The sequence below is a fragment of the Pleomorphochaeta sp. genome, from assembly GCF_050031695.1.
Classification (GTDB): domain Bacteria; phylum Spirochaetota; class Spirochaetia; order Sphaerochaetales; family Sphaerochaetaceae; genus Pleomorphochaeta.
In genome coordinates this window covers 58212-81351 of record NZ_JBNAIC010000021.1, presented here as the reverse complement: position 1 = coordinate 81351, position 23140 = coordinate 58212, and the positions used below count along the sequence as shown (strand labels likewise).

General features: G+C 27.4%; 23 protein-coding genes. 12 read left to right on the top strand and 11 right to left on the bottom strand.

Features of this window, described 5'->3' with window-relative positions; genetic code table 11:
* Positions 1–28: 28 nt before the first annotated feature.
* Entirely contained in the window at positions 29–163 is a 135-nt protein-coding gene (locus tag ACPKM0_RS04875) for a hypothetical protein (RefSeq protein WP_472473850.1), read from the top strand.
* Between the two features lie 6 nt (positions 164–169).
* Here the strand turns inward: ACPKM0_RS04875 and ACPKM0_RS04870 are convergent, their stop codons facing one another.
* Positions 170–550, bottom strand: a complete 381-nt coding sequence (locus tag ACPKM0_RS04870) for a winged helix-turn-helix transcriptional regulator (RefSeq protein ID WP_472473848.1) — start codon at positions 548–550, stop codon at positions 170–172.
* 151 nt (positions 551–701) lie between these two features.
* Positions 702–2072, bottom strand: a complete 1371-nt coding sequence (gene argH / locus ACPKM0_RS04865; RefSeq protein WP_472473847.1) for an argininosuccinate lyase — start codon at positions 2070–2072, stop codon at positions 702–704.
* Positions 2073–2154: 82 nt separating this feature from the next.
* On the opposite strand from argH, the gene ACPKM0_RS04860 reads away from it, so the two are divergent.
* The gene (locus ACPKM0_RS04860; protein WP_472473845.1) at positions 2155–3132 is read left to right on the top strand and encodes a hypothetical protein; all 978 of its coding nucleotides are present in this window, start codon (positions 2155–2157) and stop codon (positions 3130–3132) included.
* On the opposite strand, the gene ACPKM0_RS04855 is transcribed toward ACPKM0_RS04860, so the two are convergent.
* Both ACPKM0_RS04855 and ACPKM0_RS04850 read right to left on the bottom strand, forming a co-directional pair.
* Positions 3121–4107, bottom strand: coding sequence for an FAD:protein FMN transferase (locus ACPKM0_RS04855; protein WP_472473843.1), 987 nt, complete (start codon positions 4105–4107; stop codon positions 3121–3123). The genes ACPKM0_RS04860 and ACPKM0_RS04855 overlap by 12 nt on opposite strands.
* A gap of 74 nt (positions 4108–4181) precedes the next feature.
* Positions 4182–4604 carry a single-stranded DNA-binding protein gene (locus tag ACPKM0_RS04850; protein ID WP_472473842.1) on the bottom strand — a complete coding sequence of 141 codons (423 nt, stop codon included), beginning with the start codon at positions 4602–4604 and terminating at the stop codon, positions 4182–4184.
* A 130-nt stretch (positions 4605–4734) separates the two neighbouring features.
* Between ACPKM0_RS04850 and pyrH the strand changes: the two genes are divergently transcribed.
* Positions 4735–5424 (top strand): UMP kinase, encoded by a 690-nt coding sequence (pyrH, locus tag ACPKM0_RS04845; protein ID WP_472473841.1) that lies wholly within the window; start codon positions 4735–4737, stop codon positions 5422–5424.
* On the opposite strand, the gene ACPKM0_RS04840 is transcribed toward pyrH, so the two are convergent.
* Entirely contained in the window at positions 5421–5918 is a 498-nt protein-coding gene (locus tag ACPKM0_RS04840) for a GNAT family N-acetyltransferase (RefSeq protein ID WP_472473840.1), read from the bottom strand. The genes pyrH and ACPKM0_RS04840 overlap by 4 nt on opposite strands.
* Positions 5908–6888 (bottom strand): radical SAM protein, encoded by a 981-nt coding sequence (locus ACPKM0_RS04835; RefSeq protein ID WP_472473838.1) that lies wholly within the window; start codon positions 6886–6888, stop codon positions 5908–5910. Before ACPKM0_RS04835 ends, ACPKM0_RS04840 begins: the two co-directional genes overlap by 11 nt.
* Positions 6889–7040: 152 nt before the next feature.
* Here ACPKM0_RS04835 and ACPKM0_RS04830 point away from each other — a divergent pair, with 152 nt between their 5' ends.
* Positions 7041–8477: a patatin-like phospholipase family protein gene (locus ACPKM0_RS04830; protein ID WP_472473837.1), complete on the top strand. Its 1437-nt coding sequence runs from the start codon at positions 7041–7043 to the stop codon at positions 8475–8477.
* On the top strand, positions 8477–8881 hold the full coding sequence (locus tag ACPKM0_RS04825; RefSeq protein ID WP_472473835.1) for a hypothetical protein: 405 nt from the start codon (positions 8477–8479) through the stop codon (positions 8879–8881). The genes ACPKM0_RS04830 and ACPKM0_RS04825 overlap by 1 nt, the downstream gene beginning before the upstream one ends.
* Here the strand turns inward: ACPKM0_RS04825 and ACPKM0_RS04820 are convergent.
* Positions 8874–9704, bottom strand: a complete 831-nt coding sequence (locus tag ACPKM0_RS04820; RefSeq protein WP_472473834.1) for a pyridoxamine kinase — start codon at positions 9702–9704, stop codon at positions 8874–8876. The genes ACPKM0_RS04825 and ACPKM0_RS04820 overlap by 8 nt on opposite strands.
* 160 nt (positions 9705–9864) lie before the next feature.
* On the opposite strand from ACPKM0_RS04820, the gene ACPKM0_RS04815 reads away from it, so the two are divergent.
* Positions 9865–11742, top strand: a complete 1878-nt coding sequence (locus ACPKM0_RS04815) for a phosphoglucomutase (RefSeq protein ID WP_472473832.1) — start codon at positions 9865–9867, stop codon at positions 11740–11742.
* A gap of 412 nt (positions 11743–12154) precedes the next feature.
* Here ACPKM0_RS04815 and ACPKM0_RS04810 read toward each other — a convergent pair whose 3' ends face one another.
* The 3 genes from ACPKM0_RS04810 to ACPKM0_RS04800 form a co-directional block, all read right to left on the bottom strand.
* Positions 12155–13453, bottom strand: coding sequence for a hexokinase family protein (locus ACPKM0_RS04810; RefSeq protein WP_472473830.1), 1299 nt, complete (start codon positions 13451–13453; stop codon positions 12155–12157).
* Between the two features lie 79 nt (positions 13454–13532).
* Positions 13533–14153, bottom strand: a complete 621-nt coding sequence (locus ACPKM0_RS04805; protein WP_472473828.1) for a hypothetical protein — start codon at positions 14151–14153, stop codon at positions 13533–13535.
* 11 nt (positions 14154–14164) lie between these two features.
* Positions 14165–14812 carry a hypothetical protein gene (locus ACPKM0_RS04800; RefSeq protein ID WP_472473826.1) on the bottom strand — a complete coding sequence of 216 codons (648 nt, stop codon included), beginning with the start codon at positions 14810–14812 and terminating at the stop codon, positions 14165–14167.
* Positions 14813–14872: 60 nt separating this feature from the next.
* Between ACPKM0_RS04800 and sbcB the strand changes: the two genes are divergently transcribed.
* From sbcB to ACPKM0_RS04770, 6 genes are all read left to right on the top strand, one after another.
* A complete protein-coding gene (sbcB, locus tag ACPKM0_RS04795) occupies positions 14873–16297 on the top strand; it encodes an exodeoxyribonuclease I (RefSeq protein WP_472473824.1) in 1425 nt (474 codons plus the stop codon).
* A gap of 19 nt (positions 16298–16316) precedes the next feature.
* Entirely contained in the window at positions 16317–16892 is a 576-nt protein-coding gene (locus ACPKM0_RS04790; RefSeq protein WP_472473823.1) for a helix-turn-helix domain-containing protein, read from the top strand.
* Positions 16893–17013: 121 nt separating this feature from the next.
* Positions 17014–18078: a peptide chain release factor 1 gene (gene prfA, locus ACPKM0_RS04785; protein ID WP_472473821.1), complete on the top strand. Its 1065-nt coding sequence runs from the start codon at positions 17014–17016 to the stop codon at positions 18076–18078.
* Positions 18079–18085: 7 nt separating this feature from the next.
* Positions 18086–18934, top strand: coding sequence for a peptide chain release factor N(5)-glutamine methyltransferase (gene prmC, locus ACPKM0_RS04780; RefSeq protein WP_472473820.1), 849 nt, complete (start codon positions 18086–18088; stop codon positions 18932–18934).
* A complete protein-coding gene (locus ACPKM0_RS04775; RefSeq protein WP_472473819.1) occupies positions 18924–20951 on the top strand; it encodes a RelA/SpoT family protein in 2028 nt (675 codons plus the stop codon). The genes prmC and ACPKM0_RS04775 overlap by 11 nt, the downstream gene beginning before the upstream one ends.
* 76 nt (positions 20952–21027) lie before the next feature.
* Entirely contained in the window at positions 21028–21486 is a 459-nt protein-coding gene (locus ACPKM0_RS04770; protein ID WP_472473817.1) for a hypothetical protein, read from the top strand.
* Positions 21487–21488: 2 nt separating this feature from the next.
* Here ACPKM0_RS04770 and ACPKM0_RS04765 read toward each other — a convergent pair whose 3' ends face one another.
* Positions 21489–23129, bottom strand: coding sequence for a putative manganese-dependent inorganic diphosphatase (locus tag ACPKM0_RS04765; protein WP_472473816.1), 1641 nt, complete (start codon positions 23127–23129; stop codon positions 21489–21491).
* Positions 23130–23140: the final 11 nt, after the last annotated feature.

Sequence of the window (23140 nt, the reverse complement as noted above, 5' to 3'; positions counted from 1 at the left end):
CTATTATTCTTTCATATATATTCTTTTTATGATAGAAAAAATAATTAAAAAGAAAAAAACAGAATGTCCATGTAAAAATATTAAATGTGAAAGACATGGAAATTGTATAGAATGTATAAAACATCATAAAGAAATTGGATCTAAAACAGCTTGTGGAAAATAATTACAATTAATTTTCTTGTTCTAACTCTTTATGATCAAACATATCAATATTATCATTAAAATAAACTTCGCCCCAATCTCTTAATTGATAAAGCAATGGTATTAAAGCTTTTCCCTTTTCTGTTAATCTATATTCAACTTTTGGAGGGATTACAGGATAAACTTTTCTATTTACTATTCCATCAGATTCTAATTCTTTTAATTGTTTGGATAACATTCTTTCTGTGATTTTAGGTATGCATTTTTTTATTTGTGCATATCGTAAAACATCATTTTGACCAATATGATATAAAATTACAGGCTTCCATTTGCCACCTATTAAATCAAGAGTTAATTCAAAATAACAACTATACGATTTCTCTCTCAACCTAAAATTTTCTTTAATCATAAATTTATACCACACTATATTTTTGATATGTATATCCCTATCTAGGACGTACATACAATAATATACAGTTAAGTTTTATTGGTAAAGAATAAAAAATAAAAAGCACCCAAATCTTTTAATTTAGATGCTTATATTTCTATTATGTTTTAAACTATAGATTAACAGCTTCTATATCTAATCCACAAAGACCTTTATATGCCATTTTGAATCTATCAATTATTTCTTCATTTTTTTTGATTAATGAAATAGCTTCTTCTTTATTTTCTAATAAACATAAATTATTAGTTGTACCAATACTGCTTCTATTTTTTATAGTTTCATAAGGATCATACTTCTTAACTGCATCAAGATTTAATCCAACATTTTTATAAGTATCTCTAAAGTTTTCACCAAGTTTTACTCTCTCTAAAACTTCATCAGTAGCATATAAGTCACTAACACATGCTTTTGCTAGATTATCACTATGTACTTCTACTTTATTCATCATCTTATTCATTATTGCAACTAAAGACCAAGTTGCTTTAGTACCTACTAATAAAGGTTCCTTTGTATCTTGAAAATCTCTATTATAACCTGAAGGTAAAGATCTAATTATTGTTTTTACTCTTATTGATGTACTACTTACTACAGCTGATCTACTTCTAGCTAATTCAAGTCCATCAGGATTTTTCTTTTGTGGCATGATTGAACTTCCAGTACAAAGCTCTTTAGGAAGAGAAAAATAACCAAATTCTGGTAAAGTAAATAAAATTAAATCTTGAGCTAATTTACTACAAGTTAAAGCAATATAATCACATAAATCTAATAACATAGCTTCAAATTTACCCCTAGAATTATTAGCATATAATACATTTTTTTGAACTTTAGAAAAGCCCATTTCTTTAGCAGTATAAGCTCTATCTAAATCTAAAGGAACACCGTAAGAGGCTGCTGAACCTAAAGGAGATTGATCTAACACTTTTAAAAAGTCATCTACTCTATTTGCTTCATCAATAAATTCTTCAGCAAAAGAAGCTGCCCAAAGCCCAACTGAAGATGGCATAGCTATCTGCATATGAGTTCTTCCTGGCATAGGTATATCTTTATATTTATCAGCAAATTCTAACAATTCTTTAGCAAGTTTAGCAGTTTCACTAGATAATTTTATAGAAAACTCTCTCATCCATACTCTTAATGCAGTTTGTACTTGGTCATTTCTACTTCTACCTGTATGGATTTTTTTTCCAACATCACCATATTTAGTAGTTAAATAACTCTCAATTGCTGTATGACAATCTTCATTTTCTTTAGTTATTTCAAAACTATCATTTTCTCTTAAGTTGATTACTTCTTGTAAACCTTTTTCTAAAGTTTTTAATTCATCATCACTTAATATATTTATCTTATTTAATCCTCTAGCATGTGCTATAGAAGCTAAAGCATCACTAATTACTAAATCTTGATCTAATATATAATCATTAGATACTGTAAAATCTTCCATCAAAGAATCTAAAGAATATTCTTTTTGCCACAATTTACCCATATTCAATCCTTTATTTTTTTCTTAGAGTTTAAAGATTTTTTATTTTTGGGGCAATATAAAAAAAAACTATATATCATATTATATGAAAAAAATTAAATATTTATGCATTTTCTTATCTATTTCTATAATATTACTAATATCATGTGATTCTAAAATCATTCAAACTTTCAATTTATTAGAAAATTATGATTCTACCCCTCCAAAATTAAAATACATTGAAAGCAATAGTCCCTATAGTATAGAAATATTATTTGATGAAGCTTTAGCTAATAAAACTAGCTCATCCTTTTATTTAGATAAATTAAAAAAAACTAATTATAAGATTAATAAAAATAAATTAACATATTTTCAACAGGATGAGTTAATACCCGGAGAAAAACATAATCTAGTAATCAAAGTAGAAGATTTAAATGGGAACTCTACACAAGTTGAATCAGAAGTTTATACTAAAAATACAAATTTAGCAGAAGTCTTAATTAGTGAAGTTTCAACAAAAGGAACTTCATCTAATTGTGATAAAGTTGAACTAGTAGTAACAAAAAGTGGTTCAATTGCTGGAATTGTTGTATCTGATGGATTTAATCAAAATTATGAAGACAGATGTATTTTACCCAATATATTAGTCAATGAGGGAGATTTTATAGTTATCTCGTTTAAAGATAATAAAAATGAAGATTATCTAATCAGTGAAAATAAAAATGGGTTAAGCTCTAATAATGGATGTCTTTTAGTATTAGATAGTCCTTCTTTTAATGCAAAAGTATTAGATTGTATTATCTATTCAAATAAAACTAGTGAAAATTGTGAAGGATTTGCTAATGAGAAAACTCTAGAAATAGCTAAAACTCTTTCAAGCATTGGTATGTGGGAAAACTCATACCCCTTATCGAATGAGGCAATAGATACAACTTATGAAACATCAACAAGAACTATTAATAGAAGGGTTATAAATAATTATTTCTTTGTAGATACAGATAGTAAAAATGATTTTTATATAACTGTCACTAAAGGAAATTCTTTTGGATCTATTAATAACGAAAATGAATATTTAATCGACTAGATTATATTCAATATCGAAAGAGTCACTATGTATAATCGTATCATCTTCTAACATAAAAAATGCAGAATACCCATCCATTTGATCAATTAAAGCTAAAGCTTTTTCACTTCCCAAAATAAAACAAGTTGTTGAAAGACTATCACAAATTAAAGAATTAGGTCCAATTATAGTAGAACTTACTATATCACTAATACTAGGATAGAGAGTCTCTGGATCTAATATATGATGATACTTAATACCTTCTTGATAAAAATATCTTTCATAAGTCCCTGAAGTTACAATAGAAAGATCCTTTACTTTTAATGTTGTAAATAAAACACTTTCATCATATGGATCTTGTAATCCAATTATCCATGGAATGCCATCTTCTTTTTCCCCAATAACAACAATATTACCACCTAAGTTAATAATTGCCCTATTTACATTTTGACTCTTTAAATATGCAACAATTTTATCAGCAACATAGCCTTTACCAAGTCCCCCTAAATCGACTTCCATATTTTCTGGTATTTCAATAGTAAGAGAATCTTCATCTAGTTTAATTTCATCATAATTTATATTTATACTTTCTAATTCAGAAGTTTCTGGAATTCTTGGATTATCTCCACCAATATCCCATAAACTGACAATACCACCCATAGCAATATTAAAATTTCCTTCACTCATTTTTGCTAATTCAATTGAATATTCAAATAAATCATAAATTTCTTGAGTTACAACTACTGATTTTTCTCTATTTAATATGCTAATTAAGCTCGATTCTTTAGTTCTACTGATATCACTTTCAACGTTCATAATAATATCAAAACAATTAGAGATTATTTCATCATCAACATTTTCTTCAACTTTTATTGAACATACCGTACCCATAGCAATTTGGGTTTCAGTTTTATATGTAATTTCATCATTTGATTTACAGGAAACAAAAAATGAAATAAATAAGAACAGTATTAATATATATTTCTTTTTAAACATAAGCTATATGTTTATTTATATAAGCTAAATTGTCAATAATAATGCATCATTTTTAAATGATGCACATATAATCTCTAAAAAGTTGGTGTAATATTTATACCTAATGAGGTTTCGATTTCTCCGTTCTTATCTCCTCTTTCACTACAAGAGCTTTTAACTTCATTATTACTAAACTCAACATTATCAGCCTTTATATAAACTTTTGATTTTTTACTTCCGTCACTATTTTCCCATTTTCTTAATTTTAGAGCTCCTTTTACTCTAATTTTACATCCTTTTTTTAAATATTGATTACAAGCTCTAGCTGCATTATTCCATACATCAATATCAAAAAATCCAACTTCTTGAACATAAGATTCATCCTTCCCTTTATAAGAAGAATTTACTGCTATTGTGAATGTACAAACACAATTATTATTTTTAAAATTTCTAAGAATAGGATCTTTAGTTAATCTACCTTCGATTACTATAAAATTAAAATCATCAAATCTACTCATAAAACCTCCTAAGATTTAAACATTTATTGATTTTTACTATTAGTATTAACTTTTTTATTATTTTGCCCTTTAATTTTTTGAAATTGTTGTTTATAAAAATAAGAGAACCAAATTTTTAAGGAGAAAAGTAATGAGCAATTTAGCTGTATTATCTCTAGGAGGATCTATTATCGCTCCAGATAAAGTAGATATAGAATTCCTAAGTAATTTTAATAAAGCAATTAGAGAATATTTAAAAGAAGATAAAGAAAATAAACTTATATTAGTTTGTGGTGGAGGTGCTCCAGCAAGAGTTTATCAAAGTGCTTATAGAGATATAGTAAATGAAGCTGATAATAATATACAAGATTGGATTGGAATAAAAGCAACTCATTTAAATGCACAACTTGTTTATTCTATTTTTCAAGATTTATGTAGTGATGAAGTAATAACAGATCCTAGTGCTGAAATTAAATTTACAAATCAAATTCTAGTAGCAGCTGGTTGGAAACCTGGTTTTTCTACAGATACAGATGCAGTTTATTTATCAAAAAGATTTGGTGGAAAGTTAATTGTTAATTTATCAAATATTGCAAAAGTATATACAGCTGATCCAAAACTTGATAAAAATGCAAAACCTTTAGATAGTATTAATTGGGATGACTTTAGAGATATGGTTGGAAATGAATGGATTCCTGGTAAAAACTGTCCTTTTGATCCGATAGCAAGTAAAGGCGCTCAAGAAGACAGTATGAAAGTAATTTGTGCTGATGGTAGAAACATAGAAAATACTCTAAATATTTTAAGAAATAAAGAATTCTATGGTACAACAATAGGTTAATTATTAATTACTAATTCATAAGTTATAGCAAGTGTTTTATCAATATAGTTTTGTTCTGTTTTTCCTACATATGAAAAACCTAAACTTTCTATAAGAGCTTGCATTTTAATATTTTTTATATGGGTGTCAATTCGAACATTGGCACCTATTTCTTTTGCCATTTCAATTCCCATATTGATTAATACTCTTCCAAGTCCAGATCTTTTAGATACAACTCGATGAATAGAAATGTATGGACCTTCACTCCAAAAGTCATAATTTTCATAAATGTCATCTTTCCTTTTTTGTATAGCTACCATTCCAACAAGTTCATCATTTTCTTCAGCAACAAAAAGTTGTCCAATTTCAACATCTTTGTATAATATTTCAATTTCAGGATAGCCACATGACCATTGAGGATTATTTCTTTTAATCATTAATTCATTTGCAAAATCAGCTAATTTTCTACAATTAATCACATCTTCTTTTGTTGCTTTTCTTATTTTATAATCCATAATTTTCTCTACTTTGTTTTAATGTAATATAATACTCTAAAGGATCACAAAAATCATCAGGAAAAGGTTTATCCAATTTAAAATTAGGAACCCAATCAACATTATCACTCAATTCTTGTACAAATCCTTCATCTATGTCTAATTCATCAAGATAATCTAATAAAATACTATAATCTTTTTGTGAAATTTTATCAAAATTGTCGGTGTTTTTAGGATCAAAAAACTGAACCATAAGAGATAAATAAGAATGATTTTTAAGCTTTTTAGAATAATACTTTAATACTTTATAAGTCGCTTCTAACTCATTTGGAAAAACTAAATGTCTAACTAAAAGACCTTTTGGTGTTGTATACTCATCATAAATCTCAAATTTAGGATGCTTTTTAATTAGAAAATCAAAAACTTTGGTAATTTCATCAACATATTTTTCTTTACCACAGAATTTTTTTGCTACACATTTATCAAGAGTTTTTAAATCTATTAAATATAGGTCTATATATTTATCAATTAATTCTAATGCTTTTACTTCTTCATAACCACTCGTATTATAAACTATAGGAAGAGTTAATCCTTTTTTTCTTGCTAATTCAATAGCTTTTACAATTGATGGAATAAAATGAGTAGGTGTTACTAAGTTTATATTATTAGCTTTCATTTCTTCTAATCTTAACATCATAATACTTAGCTCTTCTATAGAGACTTTTATTCCAACATTACCATCTCTAGTATTTATCCCACCACTAATTTGAAAATTTTGACAATATTCACAATGAAGAGGACAACCTGAGAAAAAAATCATGCCCGATCCTAACTTCCCTGTAACAGGTGGTTCTTCACCTCTATGTAAACCACTAAATGCAACTCTTACTATATCACTCTCATTACATATACCAAGTTGGTTACTATTTCTATCAACGTTACATCGATTAGGACATAAATTACATTTTTTATAGTTATCTAATATATCCAATTTGTTATCCTTTCTATATATAAGTTAAAAATATCTTAATTATTTTAATTTTTCTAGTAAAAATTAAGTCTATTTATTCTATTTTTATTATATTTAGTAATGAATTAAAAGAGTTATTGTATTATATAATATAGTAAAGGATAGGAGAAAGAATGCTTTTACCTAGTAAAAAGAAAGAAGATAAAATAGAAGAAAGATATATATTATGCATTGATGGTGGGGGAATGAGAGGAATTGTACCCGCTCACATTATTGCAAAACTAGATGAAGAATTAAAACTATTAAATGAAGATAGACCACTATATTCTTTTTTTGATTTAATTGCTGGAACATCTACTGGTGGCCTTATAGCGTTAGGCTTAACTACCTCTCCTCTAATATCAAATTTAGAAAAAGAAGAAGGTGATGATTATCTACAAACTTATGAAAAAATACCATTATCCTTTTTTGAAAAAGTTAGAAGGAAAAAACAGAAAGAGGCTAAATCTCCTAAGCTAATTACAAAGGGAAGTAATTGCTCTTCATTAATTAACTTTTATAAAAATGATGGGAAAAATATATTTCATGCTGAATCAAGATTTTTTGGAACATTATTAAAAGATAAATATGATGCAAAATATATTGAAAACTTTTTATCTAATACATTTCAAGATGCAAGAATGAATCAATGCTTAGTGCCAACTATGGTAGTTTCTTATGACGCCTCAGAAGGAGTCCCTTTTATATTTAATAGTTGGGATAAAACTGAATATTATGTAAGAGAAGCTGCTAGAGCAACAAGTGCAGCTCCAACCTATTTTTCACCTTCAGTTTTTTATGATAAAAAAGAAAATGTAAAAAGATATTTAATTGATGGAGGAATAATAGCTAATAACCCAGTATTATTAGCATATAGTGAAGCTAGAAAATTATATCCTAATTGTAAAAAATTCCATATTCTCTCTTTATCTACAGCAAGCAATGATTATTCTATGCAAGGGGTTGATATAAGTGGAGGCCTAATGGGGTGGATTGATCCATCTAAAGGTGCACCAATACAAAAAATAGCATCCACAGCTCAAATGCAACTCTCTTCATATGTTGCTAATAATTTAAGTGACGCAGAATTTATTAGAATACATTACTCTTTAAAAGGTGATTCTTTTAAATTAGATGACACCTCAAATTATGCTATAAATACTTTAATCGATAGTGCTGAACAATTATTTAGAGCAGAAAAAGATAAACTTACATCTTTTTTAAAAAAACTAATTAAAAGAGATGATTTTTCGCATGTAATAGAAATTAATAATTTGTCTAAAGATTCTGATCTTATTAAAGAAACAGAAAAAGTTGATATCCCATCTATAGTATCAAAAAAGTATAAAGAAGAGAACATTATAGAAAAACAAACCGAAAATAAAGTAAAAATTGAAAATACTAAAAGTAGAAAATTGATAAAAAAGAAAACTTCTCCTAAAAAAATAACTACTCCTATACAAGATATTATAAATGAAGAAAATAATGCACCTTTACCTAATCCAACAGTTGATTTAAGATATCAAGAAATATTAGATAAATACGGAATTAATGACGAGGATTTAAAATAGTGCATCCAAAACAAATAGAATTAGAAAAGAAATTACATGATATGTGTATTGAATTAGATAATCACCTTGAAGATGAATTTGGTTCAATGTTTCCTCTTCATCCTAACAGAGAAAAAAGAGGGGAAACCGCTAGTGCTAATTACGATGGTCTTTTTTCAACAGGACTCCAATTTACTAGTGGATATGGTAGTAAACTTGGTAGAGGTTATTTGTTAGATATTGATATCAGCACATTAACATGGGTAAAAAAAGACGAAGTTAAAATAATTGAAGAAGAAGCAATTAAATATCTTAAAACATTATTACCAAAACATTTCCCTAACAGAAAACTTGAAATTAAAAGAGATCAAAATGTAATTAAAATAGTTGGAGATTTTTCTTTAGGATTAAGTGAAATTAATTAAAAGGTTCTAGATAAGGTAAAATTGAAGCAACAGAAATACCATGTCTTCTTCTATAACCTAAGCTTTGAGTTGTCACTAAAGCTTTTGAACATAAAGTAGAACAGATATTACAAGCTCTCTCAAAAGTAAAACCCTTTAAAATCAATCCAGTTAAGGCACTAGCAAATAAATCTCCAGTACCAGGATATGATGTTTCAATTTTTTTATTATAATGATATATAATTTCACCATTACTAATAGAAACAGTAGCAACAGAATCATTATCCTTTTCTAATACACTTGTTATAACTACTTTTTTAGGACCCATTTCAACTAAACGTCTTAAAATATCTTCAATTTCTAGATTAGAATAATATTTTTTTGGTTTTTCATTTAATAATAATGCTGCTTCAGTTGCATTAGGGCAAATAATATCAGCATGTGAGATTAGACTTTTCATCTCTTCTATCAATTCAACATCAATAGCACTATATAGTTCTAAATCATCTCCAAGAACAGGATCTACAACAATTAAAGGTTTATTAGATTCTTGTAATTTAATAACTCTTTCTACAAGTTTAACTTGTTCTATTCCTGCTAAATAACCACTGTAAATACAGTCACATTTAATATCTTCTCTTTCCCAAACATTTATAATCTCTTCAATTTCATCAGTCAATTTTTTTATATATAAATCATCAAACCCATCAGTTTGAGAAGAAAGAATTGCTGTAGGGAGTGGTAATACTTCAACATTTAAAGATTCAAGAGTTGGTATAACTACAGTTAACGAACTTTTCGCATAACAACATAAATCGTGAATTGCAATACAATTTTTTATCATAAAAATAGATTATCAAAGAGATGGGCTAGCTACAAGATAATTTTATTATTATTTGCACAAAAAACTAATATTGTTTTCATATAGATTAAAATCTATTGTATTGCTAACCTTTTTCTTATATTTTTAAATAGTAAAAACAAATTTAAGAAGGAGATTTTAGATGTTATTTACTGATAAAAAGAGCAATCTATTTATTGCAGATTCTACAATCAATCCATTAATTGATCCGATACCAAGTTTATCTGATATGAAAAAAGATTTAAATTCTTTTATCCTCAGTGCTTCAGGTTGGAGAAAAATATTTGCCATAAGTAATGATGAAGAAGATTCAACAGATAAAATTAGCGTTAATGATAAATACTTTTGTGCATTAATAGCATTAACTCTTGCTAAATATTTAAACTGTGTAACTGATAAAGATATAGAAAATCTAAAAGTTTCAAACGCAAAGAATAAAACAAAAATACTTATAGGGATGGACGCAAGACCTACAGGTCCTCAAATTTTAGATGTTATAAACAGAGTTTTTCTTTCATTAAATATCGAAGTTGTTAATACATTTATTTCTGCAGCCCCTGAAATAATGGCACTTTCCTCTCAAGATAAAACCATAGATGCTTTTTTATATGTTTCAGCTTCTCATAATCCAATAGGTCATAATGGGATTAAGTTTGGAAGAGAAGGTGGCGTTTATAATAAAACTGAATCATTAATCTTGATTGATTATTTTAAAAAGCTTGTAGAAAATGAAAAAGCTCTTCAATTTGTAAAACAAATAGTTAGTAATTTAGATATTTCAAAGCTTGAAAACAATTTAAATCAAATAGAAATTAATAAAGAAAAAAGCTTAATTAACTATAGAAATTTTGCACTACTTACAGCAAGTAAAGGTGAGAATACAGATATCTATCTTAATAATCTTAAAAATAAATTAAGTCATAAAAAAATATCAATTGTTGCTGAATTAAATGGTAGTGCTAGAACACTTACTATTGATAAATCCTTTTTTAAAGAAATCAATATTAATGCTTTATGCGTAAATGATAAACCGCGAGAAGTAGTTCATGCTATAGTTCCTGAAGGTGAAAACCTTGAAATGTGTAGGTCCATTTTAGAAGAACAATATAAAAAAGATAATAGCTTCTCTATAGGTTACGTTCCTGATAACGATGGAGATAGAGGTAACTTAGTTTATATAAAAGAAAGCACAAAAAAAGCTGAAATATTACAAGCTCAAGAAGTTTTTGCACTTGTAGTTATGGCAGAATTAAGTGCTATGAGGCATCAATATCCTAATAAAAAAATGGCAATTAGTGTAAACGGTCCAACTTCTATGAGAATTGATGATATAGCAAACGCTTTAGATGTTGAAGTTTTTAGAGCTGAAGTTGGAGAAGCTAATGTTGTTGAGAGAGCAAAAATATTAAGAGATCAAGGTTACATAGTCAGAATATTTGGTGAAGGTTCTAATGGCGGAAACATAACACATCCTGCAAAAGTTAGAGATCCTTTAAATACTATACTAAGTCTTATTAACTTATTAACTAATAAAGAAATCTTTGACTTATATAGAGAAAAAACTAATTACAAAAACCCTGAACTTTCAATAGAAAATTTTATAAACAGTTTACCACTCTATACAACAACTGATGCATTCAGCAATGATGCAAAACTTCAAATTAATAGTGATCATGGTATATTAAAAGAAAAATATGAAAAATTATTTTTAGATTATTATAAAAAAAATAAAGATTATCTTAAAAACACTTTTAATATTGAAAGCTATAAAGTATTTCAAATGGAAGGAGATAATTGTAAAGAAGGTATGGGAGAACTTTTTAGAACTCCTCCATATAAAGGTGGTTATAAAATAGTATTTACCGATTCAAATAATTGTAATTTAGCTTTTATTTGGATGAGGGGTTCCGGAACAGAAGCAGTATTTAGATTATTAGTTGATGTTAAATCAAATAATGATGAACTTTATAAATATCTTTTAGAGTTGCATACTAAATTATTATCAGAAGCCGATTTATAAACAAAAATAGATTAAAAATCATCCCTTTTTGGGATGATTTTTTTATATATATTAAATATTTAATTATACTTATAATATTCCTATCTCGGTATTTTTAATAATATTATTATTTTTTTAACTATACAAAAATATACTATATATAAATTAAGTAAAAACTTGCTTTTTGGGTCCTTTTTTCTAAAAAAATATCATTTAAATTTATATTTTAAACAAATTGCCATACTTGAGCCAAAATTGAAGAAAAAAGCTAAAAAATTAGAATAATTAAAGAAATTTAGTAATATTTAATTACACAAAAACATACCTTTTTTAAATAAGCATTTAAATACGATAATAAATAAGAATTTTTCAAAGACAAAAAAAAGGCCTTAATCCAAATTAAGATTAAAGCCTTTATTAAATTTACTATTGTTTATAAACCTAAAGCTGCAATTGCTGCTCCAATTACAGGAGAATTTTCTATTCTAACAAAATCTACATATCTATTATATTTATCTTGTAAGAATTCTTGTAGATAATATTTAGTATATTTTTCTAAATATTCAGTTTTATAAAATGTAGTACCATCAGCATTTATACATACAGGGTGAAGTGGATTTTTACCAAATTCAGTTTTTAGAACGGCTGAGGATAAATTGGCAGCTGTCATTTTACCAGCTCTCTTGATTAAGGCTTCAATTATATACCAAAGATTAATAGCATCATTATCATTATTCTCTACACATTTTACCAATTTATAATCTTTATTAAATGGCATTTCCAAATAATTACTCATCTCAATTGTATTAACATCTCCTAATTGTTCAAATTTAGCCTTAAAAGAAGCAGATAAAACACCTTCTTCTATAGCCTGTTTAATAACAAAAGAACTCATTGGACCTAAATAGGCTCCGCTAATTTTTTTCTCAAAATGATAAGTTGAAGGATCTTTAGTTGTTAATAAGAATAATTCATCAATTTTCCCATTAGAGTAACTATAATTACCAGATTCAACATTAATTACCATTTTATCAAGATTAGTGTTATTTATTGTTTTTATATTTTTAGTGTTTTCAAGATAAGCAGTATTAGTACCTGTTCCTAAAATAAAACCAACGTATCCATCATAATGTACATTACCTTGAGCTCTACCAGCTAATAAAGTTGTTACAGTATCATTTACTACAGCTATTTTTTTATTTTCAACAGAATACCCTCTATTAGCTAATTCTTCTAAAAGAGATTTTCCAACTTTTTCACCTATAACTTCAGGTGCTTTAATTTCTTTTGAAAAAACTAGAGGAATACCATCATTATCTTCAGTAATTTTTGCAGCATAACTAAAACAGAATCCTATTCTGTCACTTTTATCAATTATATGTTCAACTTGATTTGCAAATACTGAGAAGAATTCTTTTTTACTAACTTCTTTATCAATACCAGGCATTGAAACTTTTTTAAAATCAGAAATTATTGGCTTTAAATCATCATCAAAAGTAACTAAACAAGTTCTCAAATTAGTACCACCTGCATCTATTACTATTACTTTTTGACCTGAGACAATTGGAGATCCTTCTCCTATAAAAGTTGGAATCATTGGTAAAGAACTAGAATGTTCTTTATTTAAACCTTTATCCATTTCACTTAAAAAACTCTCAACCATTTTATCAATAGAAATAGAATCTGCATCTAGACCCCATTTAATTAAAAAATCTTTAACTTTTGTATTCAATTAAACGCCTCCATGGGAATTTTATATATTATAAAAATATATTAACCTTTTTTTTAAATAAATATCAATTAATAAGAGATTAAGATTTTTGAGATAATTTATATATATCTATTTCTTCATCATTTATCATCATTTGAAGAGCTACAACTTCTAATTCTTTATTAACTTCTTCAAGGATGAAAACACCTTTTACATTTAAAGGATTAGGGAATATTTCTCCACTTAATGTTAAATCAGTTACAACACCCATTCTTGGATATATATCATTAATCAAATTTATTAAAACTTCTTCTAAAGTAGAATTATCTCTAAAAGCTATTGCAATAGCCCCTAAAACATTTGCCTGACCAATTTGCCAATCACTTGTTTCAAGTTTTTGTTTTACATATGGATACAATGGTTCTTTCAAAAAGTCCACCAAATTTGATGTATCAATTTTATCTTCACTAAATGAATTAAATATATCACTCATATCACAATTGTTAAAAACAATTGCATCAGAAATATTTGTATTTTTCGGTGTTCTCATTACTATACTAGGATTAGTAGGTTGTTTTTCAGAAATAAAATAATTACAAGAAACAAAAACTACATCTTTAACACAAGAATAAGCATTATAAATATCATTTTCATTAACTACAGATGCATACAAAGAATTAATAAATAAAAAGAACAATAATAATTGTATAAATCTTTTCACAAGCTAACCCTTTAAACATCATTTTTCATAGTTAATAATAAAGGAGCTCTACTGAAAAAAGTTTGATCATAGTCTTCATCATTTACTTGCAATTTTATGAAAGAAATTTCAGGAACACCATATTGATCAGAGGAAAATATCAAAATACCCTTAATTTTAATAGCTTCTGAAAATAATGTACCCTCAACAGTAAAATTAAAACTAACACCTACATTAGGATATCTCCCTTCAATACCATCACTAATCAATTTTTGAAAAGTCATATTATTAGGAAAAACTATTGCTGCAGCTCCTGTTACTATAGCTTCACTACTTTTCCAATCATTTAATATTAGTCTCTCTCTTACTAAAGGATCAATTGAAGGAATAAAATTATAACTAAACCCGTTATTAGAGTTAGAAACTTTATAATATTTCAAAAAAGTTGATAAATCTGCATTATTAAATAAAACAGCTTCAGGTAAAGAATTCTTTTCAGACATCTTTATTGCAATTGAATCATAATCAACTCTTCTAAAGGAAATAAAATTAGAAGCTGCAATGTATCCTAAATCTGTTATTGCTACAAAAGAATTAGATACATCCTTGTCACTAACATTTGATGCAAACAAAGAACTAGCAAAAACTAAAAATATAATTGTCATAAAGACTTTCTTCATTTACATCACTCCTAGACAAATAAGCTTTTTCACATATTAAAAATGTGCTAATATTATACCATGAATAATAAAAAAGAAAAACCTTCGATTTTATGGTATGATTTAGAAACTTTTGGACTAAATCCTCACTACGACAGAATTGCCCAATTCGCTGCAATAAGAACTGATGAAGATTTTAATCAAATTGGTAAAGAAATAATATTATATTGCAAATTATCTAAAGATTATCTCCCTGACCCTTTAGCTTGTTTAGTAACAGGAATAACACCACAAGAAGTAAATAAAAAAGGGATTAATGAAGATGAATTTATAAAAAAAATAAGAGCTGAATTTAGTGTTCCAAATACAGTTGTTACAGGTTTTAACTCTATAAATTTTGATGATGAATTTATTAGAAATGCACTATATAGAAACCTTTATGACCCATATGAAAGAGAATATAAGAATGGATGCTCTAGATGGGATATTATCAATTTAGTTAGAGCTGCTTATGATTTAAGGCCTGATAATATTATTTGGCCAGAAAAAAAAGAAAATGGGAATCCTTCATTTAAACTTACAGATATTACTAAAGCTAATAATATCGAACAAATTGGAGCACATGATGCATTAGTAGATGTAAGAGCTACAATTGAAGTAGCAAAGCTAATAAAAACAAATGAACCTAGACTTTATAATTATAGTTTTACTCATAGAAAAAAACATCTAATGAAAAACTTACTAAAAGCACCATTTGGAGAAGCAGTATTACACACTCATCCTAAATATACTAATAAAAATGGATGTACTACATTAGTTATGCCAATTACATATGATACTAGAAACCCAAATAATGTAATATGCTTTAATTTAAATGAAGATATCACTCCATTAATTGAAGCTGATGAAGATACCATTTTATATACACATGGAATTGTAAATATTGCATATAATAAATGTGCTTTTGTAAGTCCATTAAGCGTATTAACTCAGAAAATAGAAAAAAAACTAAATCTTGATAAACAACAAGCTCTTTCAAGAGCCCAGCAATTAAGCAATCATCCTGAATTGATATTAAAAATAAGGAATGCATTAGCTAAACAAGAAATAAAAATTATTGATGATAGTGATTTTAAATTATACTCAGGTTTCTTTAGAGATGAAGATTATAAGAGATTTGAAATAATACATAAAACAAATGAAAGTGAAAAACTTCAAGTTACAAATGCATTAAAATTTGATGATTCAAGAGCAGGTGATTTAGTTTATAGACATATTCTTAGAAACTATTTACAATATCAAAGTACAGAAGAAAAAGAAAAATGGAAAATCTTTTGCTCACATAGAATTGTTAGTCCTCCGGGGAATGTAATGATTACACTTGATTTCTATAATAGAAAGATAGAAGAGAAATTATCAACAAAAAATATTAGTGAAAGTGATAAAACTGTATTATTAGAATTAAAAGACTATGGACAAGAATTAATTAATACTTTATTTAATTAATATGACAAAGGAAATAAAAATGGAAACACCTCCTCCAATTGGTAAAAACATACAGAAGTTTAGACAGTCAAAGCACTTAACTCTCAATATTTTGAGTGAGAGAAGCGGTGTTTCAAAAGCTATGCTTAGCCAAATTGAAAGTGATAAGGTAAATCCAACTATTGCTACAGTGTGGAAAATAGCACGTGGTTTAAATATTGATATTCATGATATCTTAGATGTTGACCCTCAACCAAAAAGAGATTTTATCAAAAACCCTACTTCAGGGTCTGGCCATGTAATTGAGACAACTGAAAATGGAGTAACAATTAGAATTTTATCTCCATTAACTATGGTTGAAGATTTAGAAATGTATCTCATTAGTTTTGATCCTCATACAAAATTAGAAAGTGAGCCTCACTTTTCAGGAACTCAAGAATTTTTAACTGTTATAAAAGGCAGTGTAAATGTAAAAGCTGGAACTAATGAATGTACATTAAAAAAAGGTGATTTCTTAATGTATCACTGCGACATTGAACATACAATTAGTAGTAATTCAAATTCAACAGCTACTATTCATTTAGTTGTTCGTTACACTCCCGATAAACACAGATAGCTACTTAGATTTTTATTTACTACATACAATTAGTATGTAGTTTTATCATGTATATAAGACTATTCAAAATAACAAAAATAAATTATATTATAGTACAAATCTATCGGAGATATTAAATAAAATGATTGAAAAATTACCAACATATAAAAAACAACTAGATGAAATAGATATCAAACTTGGTGAACCTGCAACTATGAGTGATATGAACCTATATAAAAAGCTTATGGTAGACAGAGCACATATTGCACCAATTGTTGAAGAAATGACAAACTTAAATGACTTAACTCAACAAATAAAAGATGCTGAAGAACTTTTAGAAATGGAAGATGATGCTGAAATGATTGCAATGGCAAAAGAAGAGTTGTCAGAATTAAAAGATGCAAAAGAAAAATCTACTAAAAAATGTAAAATGTTACTTATTCCACCAGATCCTCTTGAAGGAAAAAACATTATTATGGAAATTAGAGCTGGAACAGGTGGAGATGAAGCAGCTTTATTCAGTGCAGATTTATTTAAAATGTATTCACATTATGCTGAAAAAATGGGCTGGAAAATTGATATAATGAGTTCTAATGAAACCGGATTAGGTGGATTTAAAGAAATTGTATTTTCTATAAGTGGTAAAGATGTTTACGGTTCATTAAGATGGGAAAGTGGAGTACATAGAGTACAAAGAGTTCCTACAACTGAAAGTGGTGGTAGAGTTCATACCTCTGCTGTTACTGTAGCAGTATTACCAGAAGCAGAAGATACAGATATCGAAATCAAACAAGAAGACTTAAAAATTGATGTAATGCGAGCTGGTGGACCAGGTGGACAATGTGTTAATACAACAGATAGTGCTGTTAGACTTACTCACTTACCTTCAGGTTTAGTTGTTATCTGCCAAGATGAAAAATCTCAATTAAAAAATAAAAATAAGGCATTAAGAGTTCTTCGTTCAAGATTATACGATTTAGAAGAAGAAAAGAAAAGAAAAGAAAGATCCGAAGCAAGAAAGAGCCAAGTTGGAAGTGGTGATAGATCTGAAAGAATTAGAACTTACAACTTCCCACAAAACAGACTAACTGATCACCGTCTAAATTTAACACTTTATAAATTAGAAATAATATTAAGTGGAGAGTTAGAAGAAGTTGTAGAAGCTCTTAAAGTTGCAGCAGGTGAAGAGGCAATGCAAGAAGCATAAAATAGTGATGAATAAAACAATTAAAGAATTGCTAATTGAATCTAATAATAAATTAAGGAGTATCACAGATACTCCTTCTTTAGATGCGTCTCTTTTATTAGAAAAAGCTACGGGCTTAAATAAAATTAATCAAATCATCAATGATAATAAAATAATCAGTGAAGAAGAAGCAAACACGTTTAATTTATTATTAAATAAAAGAATGAATCATGAACCAATAGCCTATATTTTAGGATATAAAGAGTTTTATTCAAGAAATTTCAAAGTCACAAAAAATACATTAATTCCTAGACCAGATACTGAAATATTAGTTGAACAAGTTATTAACTATATTAATACACTAGATTATTCGCCTGATCTTTTAGATTTATGCACAGGAACAGGATGTGTTGGACTATCGATAGCACTCGAAGCTGAAATAAAAGAACTAACCTTAAGTGACATTAGTGAGAAAGCTTTAGAAGTCGCTAAATATAATTCAGAAAATCTATATAATAAAAAAGTCAAACTCCTAAAAAGTAATTTACTTAATAAATGCGCCAAATATGATATAATAGTTTCTAATCCACCATATTTAACAAAACAATGGTGCGATATTTTAGATGAAGATGTTAAAAAAGAACCAATTCTTGCACTAGAAGGGTTTGGTGATGATGGTTTAGATTTAATTAGAGAAATCATAAAATCTTCTAAAACACATTTCAAGGGAGAAAAAAATGCTATTTTTCTTGAATGTGATAGTAGACAGTGCAATACTGTAAAGACAATATTAATAGATAATAATTTTAAAGACATTGAAATTATTAAAGATTTAGGAAATAGAGATAGAGTAGTTAAGGGGATATATGAGCGATAGACTAGTACAACGATTTTTGATGAAAACAAAAAAATATCCACAAATTCAGCAAGACAAAATAAAGGATGCTGTTAATTTTTCTAAATCGAAACATGAAGGTCAAAAAAGAAAAAGTGGAGAACCTTATATTATTCATCCTCTAGCTGTAGCTGAAATACTTATTCAACTAGATATGGATGGAGATACTATTTGTGCTGGGTTATTACATGATACACTAGAAGACACTACTGCTGAATATGATGAATTGAAAGAAAGATTTGGAAAACCCGTTGCTGATTTAGTAGATGGGGTTACTAAAATTGAAGTATTAAAAACTGATAATAAATCTGTTCAAGAAAGTGAAACTATAAGAAAAATGTTCTTTGCAATGAGTAAAGATGCTCGAGTAATAATTATCAAATTAGCTGATAAACTTCATAATATGAGAACAGTTCACTTTTTATCTCCAACTAGATCAAAAGAATTTGCAACAGAAACTTTAGATATTTATGCACCATTAGCTGATAGGCTTGGTATTTCTTGGCTAAAAGATGAATTAGAAGATCTTTCTTTAAAAACTATAAATAGAGAAACTTTTGATTATATCCAAGGATATCTATTAAGTAAAAAAGGTGAACAAGCAGCATATTTAAAAAGAATAGAAAAAAAGATTTATCACTCATGTGCTGAAGATAATTTAGGTAATGTTATTGTTACAAGTAGAGCAAAACATGCTTACTCTGTTTATCTCAAAATGAAAAAAAGAAAAAAAGACATTGAAGAAATATTTGACCTATTAGGAGTTAGAATTCTTTGTGATTCTATCCCAGAATGTTATACACTACTTGGAATAATTCATAGAATTTGGCCTCCAATTGAAGGTAGATTTAAAGATTATATAGCTATGCCTAAAGCAAATAACTATCAAAGTCTTCATACAACAGTTATGGCTTTAGATGGGAAATTATTAGAAATTCAGATTCGTACTAAAGCAATGCATCAAACCGCAGAATATGGTATCGCAGCTCACTGGAGATATAAAGTTGATAGTGGATCTCAAGATGATTCAAGTATGGATGATGTTCAATTTAATAAAATCTTAACAACACTCGAAAAGTGGTCTAATGAAATAAAACATAATGAATCCTTTATGGATGATATTAAAGAAGAATTATTAAAAAATACAATTTGTGTTTTTACACCGCAAGGACATATTGTAGAACTTCCTAAAAATTCTACAGCACTTGATTTTGCATATAGAATTCATACTGAGGTAGGAAATCATACAGCAGGAGCAAAAGCAGATGGGTCAATTATTGCTTTAAATCAACCATTAAAACATACACAGGTTATAGAAATTTTAACAAACCCTAATGCACATCCTCACCTTTCCTGGTTAAGATTGGCTCAAACTCAAAGTGCTAGAAAAAAAATAAAAACTTGGTTAAATAAAAATGATAATATAATTATTGATAAAAATATAATTGCATCACCTAAAAAGAACCAAATTGAAATAGACGAACCTACAACTGCACAAAAGGAAAAAATAAATGATAATGGTGAAATCATTAGAAAAGTTACTGATGAAAGTAGATTAACATTTAGAGTAGGAGATGAAACAAACCTCATGATATCTTTAGCAAATTGTTGTAACCCTCAGAGAGGAGATAGAATAGTTGGCTATATTAGTAGAGGTAGAGGTATAATTGTTCATAAAATTGATTGTCCAAATCTAAAAAACATGAAAGAAATAGAACAACGAAGCGTTGAGGTAGCATGGGAAACTCACTCTCCTAAACCTACTAGAAAATTTAGAGTTACTAGTAAGAGAACCTATGATTTATTTAGCGAAATAGAAGGGGCCATTAGAAAATATCATGGACATTTGATTGGTGGGAGATTGTATGATGACGATATGGATAACTCAAGACTAATTGGAACATTTACAATAGAAACCGACAAAGAAGAAGAATTTAAGAAAATAGTAAAAGTATTAAAAACATTACCTTCTATTAATACTGTCAGTTCTATTCATTAACGTTGTAATATGATTTATATGTTTTTTATTTGTTTTTTGTAAAAAATATAAACATTTTATAATAATTCTGTTATACTTGTTTTTATATATAAGAAAACGAAGCATAAACAGACAAATGAATATAAAAAGAATAATTAAAAACATAACACTATTTAGTCTAATTCTATTAGCTACAACGAGTTGTCGTAGTACAGAAGCAATACAGACCTCTTCTATCAATAAAAATATAAGTATAGATGCAAAAATTGCATCTATAGATGCGTACGGTAATATTACTTTAAATATTGTCTCTAGAAATATTTTTGATGCGAATTTTAATTATGATAGCAAATTAATCCTAGAATTTTCTAATGGCTATTTAATAGAGAGCTATTTTACTTCTAGTAATAACGATATAGAAGAAGGAAAATGTTATTTAAGAGCAGTAGGTGAAGAAAATCCAATTACGATAGGAATTAAATCGGAAAATTTAGCAGAAGTTGGTACACTTGAAATTGGTGATTTAGTAGAAATATACCAACTAAAGCTTAATTAGTTTTACTCATCTAAAACTCTTATTATTTCAGGAAGTAATTGTTTTTTCCTTGATAATACTTTTGGCAAGAAAAATGTTTTTTCATCTTGTTTTTCGTAAATCAGTTTATATTCAACAGTATCTAATCCTGTAGTTAATAAAATACTATTCTCTTTTATAACATTAGTAATCATAAAGAGAGCCCAATCTAGGCCATTACTTCTTTTTACTTCTTCTAATATTTTCAAATATCTTTCTTTATATTCGTCTATATCTTTTAATGTTGTTACTTCACATTGGCCAATACCAACTTTTAATCCATGTTCTTTATAAACTTTAAAATCACCTTCGATAACAGAACGAGGATCCTGTTTAGAAATAGATATACCACTAGCAAACATTTTCTCACCATATTCTTTTAAGTTATCAATACCTGCTGCGTTACACAGTAACTTTGAAATACGAACATCTTCTTGAGTAGTTGTTGGACTTTTTAAAATAACAGTATCACTAATTAATCCAGAAATTAAAACACTAGCAACTTCTTTAGTTATTTCAACACCATACCTTTCATATAGTTGAGTAACTAAAGTACATGTTGAACCTAATGGAGCACTATAAATATATATTGGATTTGTAGTTTTTGAAGCATTAAACCTATGATGGTCAATTATTCCAACAATATCAGCTTCTTCTATCCCTGGCATTCCTTGATCACTTTCATTATGATCTACCATAACTATTTTTGTTTTTGGTTTCTCAATAAAACATCTTCTAGTAACAAACCCATTAAATTTATCATTTTGAAAAACAGGAAGACCTCTAAAAGGACTATTAATTAATGTGTTTTTACCTTCATCAAATAATGTTGTCATATTTAATTTTGGAGGATTATCTTTAATTAAATCATTTACTGGTGTACATAATCTTAACAGTCTTAAGGTTTCATTAGTATGAGTTTCACTTAAGAAAACAGTACCATTAAATGAATTAAAATCTACCAATCTATTAATTTTATCACTAATTTTTGTTAAAATAATTATTGGGACTTGTCTATAAATTGCTTCAAGAATAGGTTCAATTCTATCGCCAACTACTAATAAAGGTAAATTATCATCTTCTATTTTATCAAAGACATTTTTGAATTGTGTAAAACTCATAGCAGCAACCATTATTTGAACATTATGAGTTGATATTACCCCTTTCTTTAGAAATTTTCCCTTTAGAACTTTACTGATTCTATCAATATTAATATTGTAATAAGGTTTAGTTGAACTTGCATCTCTTAAAAAATATCTGTTTACATCATCAATACTTAATAAACCTAAATATTCACCGTTTTTAGTGACAGGTACTACAGAAATTTCATATTTCGAAAAAATATTCATTAATTCATAAACAGGTGCTTCACAATCTATTGATATTTTAGGCTTAACATAAACAGAAGATACCCTTGTTCTAACATCTTTTACAAAAATAGGAGGGTCCAAATTTAAATTATTAAATACCTGCTTTGTACTTTCATTTAAATTTCCACATCTAGATGCTATATATTCTTTATCTTTTGATTTGTTTAATTGGTTTTCCAAATTTGCATACGCCCAAGCGCTACAAACACTGTCCATATCGGGATTTCTATGCCCACATACAAGAACTTTTTCCATAAAAACTCCTT

Coding starts and splice junctions, on each gene's coding strand:
- ACPKM0_RS04765 (WP_472473816.1), bottom strand. CDS start 23,129: ATGGAAAAAGTTCTTGTATGTGGGCATAGAAATCCCGATATGGACAGT.
- prfA (WP_472473821.1), top strand. CDS start 17,014: ATGATTGAAAAATTACCAACATATAAAAAACAACTAGATGAAATAGAT.
- ACPKM0_RS04830 (WP_472473837.1), top strand. CDS start 7,041: ATGCTTTTACCTAGTAAAAAGAAAGAAGATAAAATAGAAGAAAGATAT.
- ACPKM0_RS04860 (WP_472473845.1), top strand. CDS start 2,155: ATGAAAAAAATTAAATATTTATGCATTTTCTTATCTATTTCTATAATA.
- ACPKM0_RS04850 (WP_472473842.1), bottom strand. CDS start 4,604: ATGAGTAGATTTGATGATTTTAATTTTATAGTAATCGAAGGTAGATTA.
- ACPKM0_RS04775 (WP_472473819.1), top strand. CDS start 18,924: ATGAGCGATAGACTAGTACAACGATTTTTGATGAAAACAAAAAAATAT.
- ACPKM0_RS04820 (WP_472473834.1), bottom strand. CDS start 9,704: ATGATAAAAAATTGTATTGCAATTCACGATTTATGTTGTTATGCGAAA.
- ACPKM0_RS04870 (WP_472473848.1), bottom strand. CDS start 550: ATGATTAAAGAAAATTTTAGGTTGAGAGAGAAATCGTATAGTTGTTAT.
- ACPKM0_RS04800 (WP_472473826.1), bottom strand. CDS start 14,812: ATGAAGAAAGTCTTTATGACAATTATATTTTTAGTTTTTGCTAGTTCT.
- ACPKM0_RS04855 (WP_472473843.1), bottom strand. CDS start 4,107: ATGTTTAAAAAGAAATATATATTAATACTGTTCTTATTTATTTCATTT.
- ACPKM0_RS04840 (WP_472473840.1), bottom strand. CDS start 5,918: ATGGATTATAAAATAAGAAAAGCAACAAAAGAAGATGTGATTAATTGT.
- prmC (WP_472473820.1), top strand. CDS start 18,086: ATGAATAAAACAATTAAAGAATTGCTAATTGAATCTAATAATAAATTA.
- pyrH (WP_472473841.1), top strand. CDS start 4,735: ATGAGCAATTTAGCTGTATTATCTCTAGGAGGATCTATTATCGCTCCA.
- sbcB (WP_472473824.1), top strand. CDS start 14,873: ATGAATAATAAAAAAGAAAAACCTTCGATTTTATGGTATGATTTAGAA.
- ACPKM0_RS04815 (WP_472473832.1), top strand. CDS start 9,865: ATGTTATTTACTGATAAAAAGAGCAATCTATTTATTGCAGATTCTACA.
- ACPKM0_RS04790 (WP_472473823.1), top strand. CDS start 16,317: ATGGAAACACCTCCTCCAATTGGTAAAAACATACAGAAGTTTAGACAG.
- argH (WP_472473847.1), bottom strand. CDS start 2,072: ATGGGTAAATTGTGGCAAAAAGAATATTCTTTAGATTCTTTGATGGAA.
- ACPKM0_RS04875 (WP_472473850.1), top strand. CDS start 29: ATGATAGAAAAAATAATTAAAAAGAAAAAAACAGAATGTCCATGTAAA.